Source organism: Pseudomonas umsongensis (genome assembly GCF_002236105.1).
Lineage (GTDB): Bacteria > Pseudomonadota > Gammaproteobacteria > Pseudomonadales > Pseudomonadaceae > Aquipseudomonas > Aquipseudomonas umsongensis.
The window spans coordinates 1,074,614-1,089,579 of record NZ_NIWU01000002.1 but is presented as its reverse complement, the minus strand read 5'-3'; the positions used below and the strand labels follow the sequence as shown (position 1 = coordinate 1,089,579).

The 14,966-nt window shown below is 61.0% G+C and carries 10 protein-coding genes; 5 read left to right on the top strand and 5 right to left on the bottom strand.

Translation table 11 applies throughout. The features are described from left to right. Positions 1–169: 169 nt before the first annotated feature. Together gyrA and mtnA are read right to left on the bottom strand one after the other, a co-directional pair. Positions 170–2,824 carry a DNA gyrase subunit A gene (gyrA, locus tag PSUM_RS15420; protein ID WP_020800128.1) on the bottom strand — a complete coding sequence of 885 codons (2,655 nt, stop codon included), beginning with the start codon at positions 2,822–2,824 and terminating at the stop codon, positions 170–172. 445 nt (positions 2,825–3,269) lie between these two features. Then, positions 3,270–4,346: an S-methyl-5-thioribose-1-phosphate isomerase gene (gene mtnA, locus PSUM_RS15415; protein ID WP_033043842.1), complete on the bottom strand. Its 1,077-nt coding sequence runs from the start codon at positions 4,344–4,346 to the stop codon at positions 3,270–3,272. Positions 4,347–4,454: 108 nt separating this feature from the next. On the opposite strand from mtnA, the gene PSUM_RS15410 reads away from it, so the two are divergent. From PSUM_RS15410 to PSUM_RS15390, 5 genes are all read left to right on the top strand, one after another. After that, positions 4,455–5,789, top strand: coding sequence for a TRZ/ATZ family hydrolase (locus tag PSUM_RS15410; protein WP_083348474.1), 1,335 nt, complete (start codon positions 4,455–4,457; stop codon positions 5,787–5,789). A 59-nt stretch (positions 5,790–5,848) separates the two neighbouring features. Then, positions 5,849–6,547: a bifunctional 2-polyprenyl-6-hydroxyphenol methylase/3-demethylubiquinol 3-O-methyltransferase UbiG gene (gene ubiG, locus PSUM_RS15405; RefSeq protein WP_008065228.1), complete on the top strand. Its 699-nt coding sequence runs from the start codon at positions 5,849–5,851 to the stop codon at positions 6,545–6,547. Positions 6,548–6,551: 4 nt separating this feature from the next. Beyond that, positions 6,552–7,223, top strand: coding sequence for an N-acetylmuramic acid 6-phosphate phosphatase MupP (mupP, locus tag PSUM_RS15400; RefSeq protein WP_083348473.1), 672 nt, complete (start codon positions 6,552–6,554; stop codon positions 7,221–7,223). 135 nt (positions 7,224–7,358) lie between these two features. Then, complete coding sequence (locus tag PSUM_RS15395) at positions 7,359–8,099, top strand: YciK family oxidoreductase (RefSeq protein WP_020800132.1); 741 nt, start codon at positions 7,359–7,361, stop codon at positions 8,097–8,099. Positions 8,100–8,460: 361 nt separating this feature from the next. Next, entirely contained in the window at positions 8,461–9,387 is a 927-nt protein-coding gene (locus PSUM_RS15390) for a GGDEF domain-containing protein (protein ID WP_083348472.1), read from the top strand. Between the two features lie 1,096 nt (positions 9,388–10,483). Here the strand turns inward: PSUM_RS15390 and PSUM_RS15380 are convergent. The 3 genes from PSUM_RS15380 to PSUM_RS15370 all read right to left on the bottom strand — a co-directional run bounded on the left by PSUM_RS15380 (position 10,484) and on the right by PSUM_RS15370 (position 14,911). Beyond that, positions 10,484–12,358 carry an MFS transporter gene (locus tag PSUM_RS15380; RefSeq protein ID WP_033043634.1) on the bottom strand — a complete coding sequence of 625 codons (1,875 nt, stop codon included), beginning with the start codon at positions 12,356–12,358 and terminating at the stop codon, positions 10,484–10,486. A gap of 105 nt (positions 12,359–12,463) precedes the next feature. After that, positions 12,464–13,615: a TDT family transporter gene (locus tag PSUM_RS15375; RefSeq protein ID WP_083348470.1), complete on the bottom strand. Its 1,152-nt coding sequence runs from the start codon at positions 13,613–13,615 to the stop codon at positions 12,464–12,466. A gap of 105 nt (positions 13,616–13,720) precedes the next feature. Then, on the bottom strand, positions 13,721–14,911 hold the full coding sequence (locus PSUM_RS15370; protein WP_033043635.1) for an MFS transporter: 1,191 nt from the start codon (positions 14,909–14,911) through the stop codon (positions 13,721–13,723). Positions 14,912–14,966: the final 55 nt, after the last annotated feature.

The window sequence follows — 14,966 nt, the reverse complement described above, 5'->3', positions numbered from 1 at the left end:
CTGTGGGAGCGAGCCTGCTCGCGAATGCATCACCGCGGTGTTTCAGAGATACCGCGGCGCCTGCTTCGCGAGCAGGCTCGCTCCCACAGGGGATATCCATGGGTGTCGACATTTTCCTCTCGGACAAACAACAAGGGGGCGAATTTTCATCCGCCCCCTGTTTACCCGCTTATTCCTGTGGTTCTTCGTCAGCGGCGGCGTCGAGTTGCTGGTCTTCGACGATGTCGTCGATCACTGCAGTGCCTTCGAACACAGCACCTTCTTCACCTTCCAGCTCTTCACCCTCGACTTCCGAAGGCTCCTGGACCCGCTCCAGACCAACCAGCGTTTCATCGTTGGCCAGCTTGATCAGGGTCACGCCCTGGGTATTACGCCCCAGGCTCGACACTTCGTCGACACGGGTACGCACCAGGGTGCCCTGGTCGGAGATCAGCATGATTTCCTCGCCGTCGAGCACCTGGACCGCACCGACCAGACGGCCGTTGCGCTCGTTGCTGACCATGGCGATCACGCCCTGGCCGCCACGCTTGTACTCAGGGAACTCGGTGATCGCCGTACGCTTGCCATAACCACGCGCCGAAGCGGTGAGGATCTGGCTGCCTTCTTCCGGGATCAGCATGGAAATCAGCTTCTGCCCTTCTGGCAGGCGCATGCCGCGCACACCGCGAGCGGTACGGCCCATGGCACGAACGTCGGATTCCTTGAAGCGCGTTACCTTGCCGCCGTCGGAGAACAGCATGACTTCGCGCTCGCCATCGGTAATGGCCGCGGAAATCAGCACGTCGCCTTCGTCCAGCTCCAGCGCGATCAGGCCGACGCTGCGTTGACGGCTGAAGGATTCCAGCGGGGTCTTCTTCACGGTGCCGTTGGCGGTGGCCATGAAGATGAAGTGACCTTCGGTGTATTCCTCGACCGGCAGCATGGTGGTGATGTATTCACCGTCATCCAGCGGCAGCAGGTTGACCAGCGGACGACCACGGGCAGCACGGGAGGCTTCAGGGATTTCGTAGGTTTTCAGCCAGTACACCTTGCCCTTGCTGGAGAACAGCAGCAGCGTGGTGTGGCTGTTGGCAACCAGCAGGTGAGCGATGTAGTCCTCATCCTTGACGCCGGTCGCCGACTTGCCTTTACCGCCACGACGCTGGGCCTGGTACGCCGCCAGTGGCTGGGTCTTGGCATAGCCACCGTGGGAAATGGTCACCACGCGATCTTCTTCCGGGATCATGTCGCCCAGGGTCAGGTCGAGACGCGCATCGAGGATCTCGGTGCGGCGTACGTCGCCGTATTCGGCACGGATCACTTCCAGCTCTTCGCGGATCACTTCCATCAGGCGCGTGGCGCTGTTGAGGATGCGGATCAGCTCGCCGATCTGGTTGAGGATCTCTTGATACTCGGCCAGCAGCTTTTCGTGTTCCAGGCCGGTCAGGCGGTGCAGACGCAGTTCCAGGATGGCTTGCGCCTGCTCTGGCGACAGGAAGTACTTGCCGTCGCGCAGGCCGTATTGCGGGTCGAGGTTTTCCGGACGGCACGAATCAGCGCCGGCACGTTCAACCATCGCCACTACCGCCGAGGACTCCCAAGGGGTGCTGACCAGCGCTTCCTTGGCTTCCGACGGGGTCGGCGAAGCCTTGATCAGGGCGATGACCGGGTCGATGTTCGACAGGGCAACCGCTTGACCTTCGAGGATGTGGCCACGCTCGCGCGCCTTGCGCAGTTCGAACACGGTACGACGAGTGACGACTTCGCGACGGTGACGCACGAAGGCTTCCAGCAGGTCCTTGAGGTTCAGGATGCGTGGACGGCCGTCGATCAGCGCGACGATGTTGATGCCGAATACCGCTTGCAGCTGGGTCTGGGCGTAGAGGTTGTTGAGGATCACCTCAGGCACTTCGCCGCGACGCAGCTCGATCACGACGCGCATACCGTCCTTGTCGGACTCGTCGCGCAGCTCGGTGATGCCTTCGAGCTTCTTCTCCTTGACCAGCTCGGCGATCTTCTCGATCAGACGGGCCTTGTTCAGCTGGTAAGGGAGTTCGGTGATGACGATCTGCTGGCGGCCACCGACCTTGTCGATGTCTTCGATCATCGAGCGGGCGCGCATGTAGATGCGCCCCCGACCGGTACGGTAGGCCTCGATGATGCCGGCGCGACCGTTGATGATCGCGGCGGTCGGGAAGTCCGGACCGGGGATGTACTGCATCAGCTCGTCGACGGTCAGCTCGGGGTTGTCGATGAGCGCCAGGCAACCGTCGATGACTTCACCGAGGTTGTGCGGCGGAATGTTGGTCGCCATGCCCACGGCGATACCGCTGGAGCCGTTGACCAGCAGGTTGGGAATACGGGTCGGCATGACCGCTGGGATCATTTCGGTGCCGTCGTAGTTCGGCACCCAGTCCACGGTTTCTTTGTGCAGGTCAGCCAGCAGCTCGTGCGCCAGCTTGGTCATGCGCACTTCGGTGTATCGCATGGCCGCGGCGTTGTCGCCGTCCACCGAACCGAAGTTGCCCTGGCCGTCTACCAGCAGGTAGCGCAGGGAAAATGGCTGCGCCATCCGAACGATGGTGTCGTACACCGCGGTGTCACCGTGCGGGTGATACTTACCGATCACGTCACCGACAACACGGGCAGATTTCTTGTACGGCTTGTTGAAGTCGTTGCCCAGCTCGCTCATCGCGAACAGCACGCGCCGGTGCACGGGCTTCAAGCCATCGCGCGCATCCGGCAGTGCCCGCCCGACAATTACGCTCATCGCGTAGTCGAGATAGGACTGCTTCAGCTCGTCTTCGATATTGACCGGGAGGATTTCTTTGGCCAGTTCGCCCATGAGAAGCCTGATTCCTTTTTCTGGTGAAACTTCGTCTCATCCATATGGGACGAACGAAGCTCGCCGCTGCAGGCTGAGTGCCATGCACCGACTTACGACAAATCAACGAGTTATGCCATGGATCTGCGCAGTAAAGGTCACCCCGCGGGGCAACCTTGGAAACCGCCGGATGTTATCACAAGAGCCGCCACGCACCTATCCCCCTGATGCGCATGGAGCATAGTTAGTTGACCGATGACAGGCTTGAAGGGGATCAGAGGGGCTTAGAGCAGTGCTGAATGGAGAACCAGGGGCAGATTCACGCTGTTTTAATGCTTTCAGGCCCCCTTCGCGAGCAGGCTCGCTCCCACAATGATTCGTCATTGCGCCGCCCATTGCGGCCACACCGCGAATATTGTGGGAGCGAGCCTGCTCGCGAAGGCAATTTATCAGGCACCAGAGATCATCAATGCAGGCGCTTGCGACACATCAACTGCGCCATCTTCGCCGTATCCGGGCGCTCGACGATGCCTTTTTCGGTGACGATCACGTCGATCAGGTCTGCCGGGGTCACGTCGAACACCGGGTTGAACGCGTCGATATCGGCCCCGAGCCGCTGGCCACCCACCTCCAGCAATTCGCGCTCATCGCGCTCCTCGAGCACAATGTCGTCGCCGCTGGCCAAGTCCATGTCGATGGTCGAGCTCGGCGCCACCACCATGAAGCGCACCCCGTGGTGCATGGCATTGACGGCCAATTGGTAGGTGCCGATCTTGTTGGCCACGTCGCCATTGGCGGTAATGCGGTCTGCCCCGACGATGACCCAGGTGACGCCCTTGGTCTTCATGATGTGCGCAGCGGCGGAATCGGCACTGAGGGTCACCGGGATGCCTTCGTTGGCCAGCTCCCAGGCGGTCAGTCGCGAGCCTTGCAGCCATGGCCGGGTTTCGCCGGCATACACACGCTCGACCATCCCCTCGATGAAGGCGCCGCGAATCACCCCCAGCGCCGTGCCGAAGCCACCGGTGGCCAGTGCGCCGGTGTTGCAGTGGGTCAGGATCGCCTGGGCATTGCCCTGGTGCTTGCGGATCAGGTCGACGCCCAGTTGCGCCATGGTCAGGTTGGCTTCGCGGTCGCTCTCATGGATGGCCAGGGCCTCGGCCTCCAGCACGGACAAAGGGTCGGCGTGCTTTTTCAGCCGAGCCAGGCGTTCGCGCATGCGACCGAGTGCCCAGGACAGGTTGACGGCGGTCGGACGGGTGGCGGCCAACTGCGCGAAATCCTCTTCCAGCGCTTCCTGCCAATGGCCACCCTCGGCAAATCGGGCCCGCGCCGCCAGCACCACGCCATAGGCCGCACTGATGCCGATGGCTGGCGCGCCGCGCACCACCATCGAGCGAATGGCTTCCGCCACGCCCGCCGCACTGGTGCAGGCGATCCAGGTTTGCTCGAACGGCAAAACACGCTGATCCAGCAGGTACAGGGTGCCATCACGCCAATCGATGGCCTTAACCTTCTCAGCAGCCAACAGTCGATCGCGCATCCCACACCCCGCAGTCAGAAACAAAAGCCGCCGATTATAGCGATCCCCCGGCGAAGACGCTCGGGTATACTTCGCCATCCTTTACAAAAGCCCTGGAACCGATCCTCGATGCCGAACACTGCCATTGCGCTCGATCTGTTGTTGCTGCCAACCTGGCTGGTACCCGTCGAACCCGCTGGCGTCGTGCTCAAGGATCATGGCCTGGGCATCCGCGACGGGCGCATCGTTTTCATCGGTCCGCGCCGCAACGCCCTGCAGCTTAACGCAATCGAAGTGCGTGAACTGCCGGACATCCTGCTCAGCCCCGGCCTGATCAATGCCCACGGGCATGCGGCAATGACCCTGTTTCGCGGCCTGGCCGACGATCTGCCGCTGATGACGTGGCTGGAAAACCACATCTGGCCGGCCGAGGCCAAGTGGGTCGACGAGGATTTCGTCCGCGACGGCACGGACCTGGCCATCGCCGAGCAACTCAAGGGCGGCATCACCTGCTTCTCTGACATGTATTTCTTCCCGAAGGTTGCCAGCGAGTGCGCGCACAACAGCGGCATTCGCGCGCAAATTGCGATTCCGATCCTCGATTTCCCGATCCCGGGCGCCAGCACGGCGGACGAGGCGATTCGCCAGGGTGTCGAGCTGTTCGGCGATCTCAAGCATCACGAACGCATTAAAATCACCTTCGCCCCCCATGCCCCCTACACCGTGGGCGATGAAAACCTGGAAAAGATCCGGGTGATCGCCGAAGAGCTGGATGCGTCGATCCACATGCATGTGCATGAAACCGCCTTCGAGGTGCGGCAAGCCGTCGAACAGCAGGGTGAACGGCCGCTGGCCCGCCTGGCGCGCCTGGGCTTGCTGGGGCCGCGCTTCCAGGCGGTGCACATGACCCAGGTCAGCGACGAAGACCTGGCGTTGCTGGTAGAAAGCAACACCCATGTCATTCACTGCCCGGAGTCGAACCTGAAGCTGGCCAGCGGCTTCTGCCCGGTGGAGCGCTTGTGGCAGGCCGGGGTCAACGTGGCCCTCGGCACCGACGGCGCCGCCAGCAACAATGACCTGGACTTGCTGGGTGAAACCCGCACCGCCGCCCTGCTGGCCAAGGCCGTCGCGGGTTCGGCCACCGCACTGGACGCCCACAGCGCCCTGCGCATGGCCACCCTCAACGGCGCACGCGCACTGGGGATCGAAGCCGAGGTGGGCTCGCTGGAAATCGGCAAGGCCGCCGACATTGTGGCGTTCGACCTCTCGGGCCTGGCCCAGCAACCGGTCTATGACCCGGTATCGCAGCTTATATATGCGTCAGGCCGCGATTGCGTGAAACACCTTTGGGTCGCGGGCAAGCAACTGCTCGACGACCGCCGCCTGACATGCATGGATGAACAACAACTCGTCGCCATCGCCAAGGCCTGGGGCCAGCGCATCAGCGGCCGCAAAGAATCGTAAGCCTCCCCGGACTCAACACCGGGGCTACAGGATTTTTCAAGTTTTAGAGGACTTAAACCATGAGCAACGTCGACTACGCCGAAATCGCCAAATTCGAAGCCCTGGCCCATCGCTGGTGGGACCGCGAGAGCGAATTCAAACCTCTTCATGACATCAATCCGTTGCGCGTGAACTGGATTGACGAACGCGTCAACCTGGCCGGCAAGAAGGTCCTCGACGTCGGTTGCGGCGGCGGCATCCTCAGCGAAGCCATGGCCCAGCGCGGCGCGACCGTGACCGGTATCGACATGGGCGAAGCGCCACTGGCGGTGGCACAACTGCATCAGCTGGAATCGGGCGTGAACGTCGAATACCGGCAGATCACCGCCGAGGCCCTGGCCGAGGAAATGCCTGAACAGTTCGACGTGGTGACCTGCCTGGAAATGCTCGAGCACGTACCGGACCCGTCCTCGGTGATTCGCGCCTGTTTCCGCATGGTCAAGCCGGGCGGCCAGGTGTTCTTCTCCACCATCAACCGCAACCCGAAGGCGTACCTGTTCGCCATCGTCGGCGCCGAATACATCATGAAGCTGTTGCCACGCGGCACCCACGACTTCAAGAAATTCATCCGTCCTTCCGAGCTCGGTGCCTGGAGCCGCATGGCCGGCCTGACCGTCAAGGACATCATTGGCCTGACCTACAACCCGCTGACCAAGCATTACAAACTGGCGTCCGACGTGGACGTCAACTACATGATCCAGACCCTGCGCGAGGAGTAAGCCGATGCGTATCAGAGCAGTTCTTTTCGACATGGACGGCACCCTGCTCGACACCGCGCCGGACTTCATTGCGATTTGCCAGGCGATGCGTGCCGACCGCGGCTTGCCGCCGATCAACGACAAGCACATCCGCGATGAAATCTCCGGCGGTGCCAAGGCGATGGTCGCAGTGACCTTCTCCATGGACCCGGAGTCCCCGGGTTTCGAGGCATTGCGCCTGGAGTTCCTCGAGCGTTACCTGGTGGGTTGCGCGGTTCACAGCAAACTGTTTGACGGCATGGGCGAACTGCTGGCCGATATCGAGAAGGCCAACCTGATCTGGGGCGTGGTCACCAACAAGCCGCTGCGTTTCGCCAAGCCGATCATGCAGCAACTGGGGCTGGCCGAGCGTTCGGCCCTGCTGATTTGCCCGGATCACGTGAAGAACAGCAAGCCGGACCCAGAGCCGTTGATCCTCGCCTGCAAGATGCTCGACCTTGATCCGGCCAGCGTGCTGTTCGTGGGCGATGACCTGCGCGATATCGAATCCGGGCGTGATGCCGGCACCCGGACGGCCGCCGTCACGTTCGGCTACATCCACCCGGACGATAATCCGCGGCATTGGGGAGCGGACGTGGTGGTCGATCATCCGCTGGAGTTGCGCAAGGTGCTTGATAGCGCCCTATGTGGCTGCTGATTAACGTCAAAAGATCGTCCGAACGCGGCCCGAGCCTTCGGCAGCTCCTACAGGGGATCGATGTGCATCCTGTAGGAGCTGCCGCAGGCTGCGATCTTTTCAGCTCTATTGATGGATTATGTAGAGGGTTTTTTCATGTTTGATTATTCCGCCCGCCCCGATCTGCTCAAAGGCCGGGTCATCCTGGTCACCGGTGCCGGTCGCGGCATTGGCGCTGCCGCCGCCAAAACCTATGCCGCCCATGGCGCCACCGTCCTGTTGCTGGGCAAGACCGAAGCCAACCTGACCCAGGTCTACGACGAGATCGAAGCCGCCGGCCATCCGCAACCGGCCGTGATCCCGTTCAACCTCGAGACCGCCCTGCCCCATCAATACGATGAGCTGGCCGCGATGATCGAGAGCGAATTCGGCCATCTGGATGGCTTGCTGCACAACGCATCGATCATCGGCCCGCGCACCCCGATCGAACAGCTGTCCGGGGAAAATTTCATGCGCGTCATGCAGGTCAACGTCAACGCCATGTTCATGTTGACCAGTACCCTGTTGCCACTGCTCAAGCTGTCCCAGGACGCCTCGGTGGTGTTCACCTCCAGCAGCGTCGGGCGCAAGGGTCGCGCGTATTGGGGCGCCTACGGTGTCTCGAAATTCGCCACCGAAGGCCTGATGCAAACGCTGGCCGACGAAGTCGACGGCGTGGCGCCGGTCCGCTCCAACAGCATCAACCCAGGGGCCACTCGCACCAGCATGCGCGCCCAGGCGTATCCGGGCGAAAACCCGCTGAACAACCCAACGCCTGAGGAGATCATGCCGGTCTACCTCTACCTCATGGGCCCGGACAGCACCGGTATCAACGGCCAGGCATTCAACGCCCAGTAATACCGTCTGTCGCTTTTGTGCCGCGTCGACTTCCCGACGCGGCATGCCCGTTACAACACGCTTTCAGTCAAACAACCGTCGCGCAAATGCCCCCACCAGCTTTATCGCTGATCAACCTATTGATTGATAAGGGCTTTTACGAAAATCCAGTTAATTGGCACGACTTTCGCTCAGCATTTGCCTGAACAGGCCGTGGGAAAGCAGAGTGCGCAAGACCAAATTGCCGATTACTAATCTGCGATAAAGCAGATTAAGCTTGTACGAAATGTCCTAAGGGACTGACGGACCAGTATGAGGCGTAGCCAAGAAGCGCTCGCACCCAGCTTGTAAGACAGCCTTACTGCTCAAGGGCGAACGCCATATGAAACCACCTTCCCAGACCAACGCAATTGACTTTGACAGCGCCAAATTGCAACGCCTGGGCTTTGGTCAGCAGCCACCGATTCTGGAAAGGCCCGTCAGCCTTGCACAGCTGCGCCAGCAATTGAACCTACAGCTGCAAACCAGCCTTGAGCCGCAACGCATACTCGGGCTGTTCTACCGCGAAATCCAGCGACTGGTTCCCCTTGATGCCTTGATCTACCAGCACAAGAGCAGTGACTTGCGCCTGGAATTCGGCCAGCGGGGCCACCACTCGATCAGCTACAGCCTGAGCCACGAAGGCGAGCACCTGGGCGAACTGATCTTTCGCCGCAACCAGCGCTTCAGCGAACAGGAACAGGCCAACCTCGAGTCTCTGCTGGCCGCGTTGCTCTACCCTATGCGCAATACCCTGCTGTACCGCGCCGCCACCCAAAGTGCATTGCGTGACCCACTGACCGACACCGGCAATCGCATCGCCATGGACCAGACGCTGCAGCGGGAAATCGAGCTGGCGCGACGTCATATGCAGCCCCTGTCGCTGTTGATGCTGGACATCGATCACTTCAAGCGGGTCAACGACACCCATGGCCACAGCGCCGGTGATGACGTGCTCAAGGCGGTGGCCGCCTCGATCAAGAATCAGCTGCGCAACGTCGACATGGTGTTTCGCTACGGTGGCGAAGAGTTCCTGATCTTGTTATCCAACACCAGCCGGGAAGCGGCAGCCCTGGTCGGCGAACGCCTGCGGTGTGCAGCGCAGGCCGAGGATTATCCAGCCGATGGCCACACGGTGGAGCTGACCGTCAGCCTCGGCTGCTCGACCCTGCTGCCCGGCGAATCCGCCGAGAGCCTGTTGCGCAGGGCCGACAGCGCGCTGTACGTCGCCAAGCGCGAGGGGCGTAACCGGCTGACGATGGCGGGGTGAGATCCCGAATTCGATGCAGGATTCAAAGCTGCCTTCGTCGGCAAGTCGGGTCGCCGCACGGCTGGCTTTTGATTTTCTTGCCCCCTCACGCCCTGAGCCTGTCCGGCAACCTGTGACTACCTCCATTGGCGCCTTTACCAACGTTGATCCATGCCGCGTCAAAGCCTGTGGGGCTTGTTGACTGAGTACATATCCATTGCTGCGGTAACGGCCGCTTATGGTTTCGCCCTTACGGCGACTCACTTTTTCAAACGCCAAAAAGTAAGCAAAAGGCTTTGCCCCACCACTCGGTGCCTCGCTTGGGCTCGGCATGCCCTCTCTCCGGCATTGCTCCGTGGGTCGCCGCGATGGGCCGTCCCTGGCCCAGCGCGGCTAAACCGGCGTCCTGCCGGTTTCCCCACTACGCAATGCCTGCGTTCGGCCATCGTGGTTTAACGGGGCGCCCAAAATCTAAAGCCAAAGCGAGGCGGCCTTAAAGACGACCTGATTTCAAGTGAGCACGTACCCCTGTAGGAGCGATGCTTGCTCGCGATGGACGTCAACGATAACGCGCCCTGTCTGGATGAACGCATTGCCTGGAAGTCCATCGCGAGCAGGCTCGCTCCTACAGGGGAATTAGTACATCCGCGAAATCAGGTCGGCTGTCAGGCCGCCTCGCGCGCTTTTGATCTGCTTTGGCTTTTGATTTTCTTGCCCCATCGAGAGGCCGAGTGGAGGTTCTGCGCAGTGGGTAAACCGGCATGGATGCCGGTTTAGCCGCGCTGGGCCAAGGATGGCCCATCGCGGCGGGCCCACGGAGCAGGACCGGAGCGAGGGTATGCCGAGCCACAGCGAGGCACCGAACGCCAGGGGCAAGAGCCCTTGGTTACTTAGGGCCGGGCGGCGTTCCGTTTTTCCAAGTGACTCGCCGTAAGGGCGAAACCCTAGGTGGCCGTTACCGCAGGAATGGATATGTACGCTGTCAGGCCGCTATCGCGAGCAGGCTCACTCCTACAGTAGATCGGGTACAGCTGCGAACGACTGGTCGGCTTTAATGCCGCCATCGTTGCGACGCGGCGACTCGACAAGCCACCTCCCTCAGGATTTTCTCTCGGACCTACCGCACCGCACCCCGCAACTCACCCACCATTGCCTGCAACCGGGCCGGCTGCGCCGCCTCAACAGCCACCATCGGCCCCGCCACCAGCGTCACCCGCGACCACAACCGGCGAAACAGCCCCTTGCCCGGATCGCGGCTGAAGAAACTGCCCCACAACCCCTGCAACGCCAAGGGAATGACCGGCACCGGAGTTTCTTCGAGAATGCGCGTGAGCCCACCCTTGAACTCGTTGATCTCGCCATCGGTGGTCAATTTGCCCTCGGGAAAGATGCACACCAACTCTCCGTCCTTCAGGTATTTCGCGATGCGCGTGAAGGCTTTTTCGTAGATCTGGATGTCTTCGTGACGACCCGCGATCGGAATCGTCCCCGCGGTGCGAAAGATGAAATTGAGCACCGGCAAGTTATAGATCTTGTAGTACATCACGAAGCGGATCGGTCGACGCACCGCACCGCCAATCAGCAAGGCATCGACGAACGACACATGATTGCACACCAGCAACGCCGCCCCCTCATCGGGAATCATGTCGAGGTTGCGATGCTCTACGCGGTACATCGAATGGCTGAGCAGCCAGATCATGAAACGCATGGTGAACTCGGGAACGATCCTGAAGATGTAGGCGTTGACGCCGATGTTGAGCAACGACACCACCAGGAACAACTGCGGTATCGACAGCTTGACCAGGCTCAGCAGGATGATCGAGACGATCGCCGACACCACCATGAACAGCGCGTTGAGAATATTGTTGGCGGCGATCACCCGGGCCCGTTCGTTCTCGGCGGTGCGCGACTGGATCAGGGCATACAGCGGCACGATGTAGAAACCGCCGAACACGCCCAGGCCGAGGATGTCGAGCAATACCAGCCAGGCGTGGCCGAAACCAAGGATCTCGAGCCAGCCATGGCCCACGGCGCTGTCGGGAATCCCGCCGGAATGCCACCACAGCAACAAGCCAAACACCGTCAACCCGAATGAGCCGAACGGCACCAGGCCGATTTCGATTTTGCGCCCGGAGAGTTTTTCGCAAAGCATCGAGCCCACGGCAATGCCGACCGAGAACACCGTCAGGATCAAGGTCACGACGGTTTCGTCACCGTGCATCCATTCCTTGGCATAGGCCGGGATCTGCGTCAGGTAGATCGCCCCGACAAACCAGAACCATGAGTTGCCGACGATCGAACGCGATACCGCCGGCGTCTGCCCCAGGCCCAGCTTCAGGGTGGCCCAGGACTGACTGAAGATGTTCCAGTCCAGGCGCAATTCCGGCGAGGCCGCCGCGGCCCTCGGAATACCGCGACTGGCCAGGTAGCCGAGCACGGCGATAGCGATGATCGCGGTGGAAACCACCGGCGCGTAATGACTGGACGACATCATGATGCCGGCGCCGATGGTCCCGGCCAGAATGGCCAGGAAGGTGCCCATTTCCACCAGGCCGTTGCCACCCACCAGTTCGTCTTCATGCAGGGCCTGGGGCAGGATCGAGTACTTCACCGGCCCGAACAGCGCCGAGTGCGTGCCCATGGCGAACAGGGCCAGCAACATCAACGACAGGTGATCGAACAGGAAGCCCACCGCCCCCACCGCCATGATGACGATTTCCCCCAGCTTGATCAGGCGGATCAGCGCATCCTTGGCGAACTTCTCGCCGAACTGCCCGGCCAGCGCCGAAAACAGGAAAAACGGCAGGATGAACAGCAGCGCACACAGGTTGACCCAGATCGAACGGTCGCCTTCGATCGACAACTTGTACAAGATGGCGAGGATCAACGACTGCTTGAAGATGTTGTCGTTGAACGCCCCGAGGGACTGGGTCACGAAGAACGGCAGGAAACGCCGGGTGCGCAGCAAGGTGAACTGTGAAGGGTGACTCATCTTCCATGTGTCCCTGAAGCTTGTGAGTGGGTAACGAATGGCGTGGATACCGTCATTGGAATGTCGCACGTCGATCCAGGCCACACATTACCTAATCTTTGCCGGTTATTTCTTTAATCCTGCAATGCACGGCGAGACAAACAATTCGCCGCGCCAGGCGCCTTGCACCGTACGCTTGGCGACGATCAGCCACATTACGATCAGCAGGCTCACCAGCACACAACCAAAGACACTGAAAAACACCAGGTGCAGCGTGCTGGCCAGTTTCAACGTTGCCAGAGAATAGACGCCCAACGGAAAGGTGAAACCCCACCAGCCGAGATTGAAAGGAATGCCGGCGCGCAGATAACGCAAGGTAATCAGCACCGCCATCAGCATCCACCACAGGCCAAATCCCCACAGGGTGACCCCGGCGACCAGGCCCAGCCCCGCGGCAATTTCACCGACACCCGATAAACCGTTGGCGGCAAAAATTGCCGGCGCATCGGCGCCCAACAGCAACATGCCCAGTGCACCGGTACCGATCGGCCCAAGCGCCAGCCAACTCGAAGCCGCCATGTTTTCGTGGGGCAGTTTATGCAGCGCCATGCGCAGCAGCAAAATCGTCAGGATGCTGAACGCCACCGGCAGGGAAAATGCCCAGAGCACGTAGCTGGTCACCAGCATCACCAGTTGCCCATGCGCATCGGCCAGGTGTGGCGCCAGCAAGCCACCGCTGGCGGCCGCGACTTCCGCTGCCACGACCGGCAGCAGCCATACAGCGGTCATCTGATCGATGCTGTGCTCCTGGCGAGTGAACATCAGGAAGGGAATCAGCACCCCGCACGCCACGGACATCGCCACGTCCAGCCACCACAAGGCCTCTGCCAGGTGAATCACACCCTCGCCCCAGCGCGGCAAGCCGAAGACTACAAAGCCATTGATGATGGTCGCCAGGCCCATGGGGATCGTGCCGAAAAACATCGAAACCGTGGAGTGGCCGAAAATCCGCCGCGCCTCATCGAAAAACAGCACCCAGCGTGCCGCGTACAGCACCGTGAACAACAGGAATAGAAAGATGTTGAACAACCAAAGGGTTTCGGCAATGGCGTGCAGCACTGGACTGGCAACGGGCAATTGCATCAACGCCAAGGCCAGCACCCCGGTGCCCATGGTGGCGGCGAACCAGTTAGGGGTGAACTGGCGGATGACTTCGCGCGGGTGCTGCAAATGGCTGAACGGTTTGATTCCGGGATTGAGGGTATTGGGGCATGTCATGGCGAACTCCTGTCCTCTCGTGAGGTGGAGTCCATCTTAGATCCAGATAGAATATCTATATAACGGGTAATATCTCTAACTGTTATCTATTTTGCAGATATAAAATCATTCGCCCGCAACACACGCCCGGGCTGTGCGCTGCCGCCACAACATCAGCAAGGCGCCGACAGCGAGAATAATTAGCCCCGCCCCATAGCCATCGGCAGTCGCCACCAGGCCGAACGTATGCGTCAGGTTTCCGGCCAGGAACGACGGCAGGCAGAACGCCAGGTAACTGAGCACGTAATACGCCGACATCAATCCCGCCCGCTCATGGGGCAAGGCCAAGGGCACCAGACTGCGTACAGCACCCAGGAAACCGGCGCCGAAGCCACAGCCGGCCACCAGGGTGCCAAGGAAAAACAGTGGCAGACTCGCGCTGTGCACGCCCAACAGGATCAGCACGATACCCGCTGGCAGCAAACTTGTGCCCAGCTGCAGCGCCTTGCCCGCGGGTTGGTTGCGCAGGGTGAAAATCATCGAGGCACCGGTCAACGTCAAGGCCGCGACGGTTGCTCCGCCAATCAGGTTCGAGGTCGAACCGGTGGCCGTACGCACCAGCGACGGCGCCAATGATGCGTAAAAACCGCCAAGCGCCCAAGTCGCCACATTGAGCGGCAATACCCGCCACAGGGTCGAGCGTGCTTGTACGGGCACATGCAGGGTCGGGCGCAACGATGCCCAGGCCCCGGCCTGTGGCGATACGCTTTCCGGCAAACGCCAGACATACACCGCCTGCAGCGCAAACAGGGCGAGCAGCAGCCAGTAAGTCAATTGCAGGGGCGCGGGGGCGAACTCCGCCAGCAGGCCACAGCCCATGCCGCCCATGGCCATGCCGAGCAAGGGCGCAACGCTATTGATCAGCGGCCCTTGCTGGCGATCGACATCCAGCAAGGTGGCACTGAGCACGGCGGTCGCCATGCCGGTGGCAAAACCTTGCAGCACCCGGGCACCGATCAGCCAGGCAACGCTATCGGCGTAGATAAACAGCAGCATCGCCACGCCATTGAGCACGACAGCAGTGAAAATCACTGGCTTGCGCCCCAGGTAGTCCGAGAGCGAACCCACCGTCAGCAACGCAGCCAACAGGCTGAGGGCATACACGCCGAAAATCAGGGTGAGCATGGCAGCGGAAAACTGCAGCTGCTCCTGATACAAGTGATACAACGGCGTCGGCGCCGTGGAAGCCGCCAGGAAACTGAGCAAGGTGATAGCCAGGAACCACAGGCTGGCACGGTTCGGATGGGAATTGGGCATGGACACGCTCCGCAAAAGCTAATTTTTTGCTTTTGCGGAGTGTGCTACCGGCTGG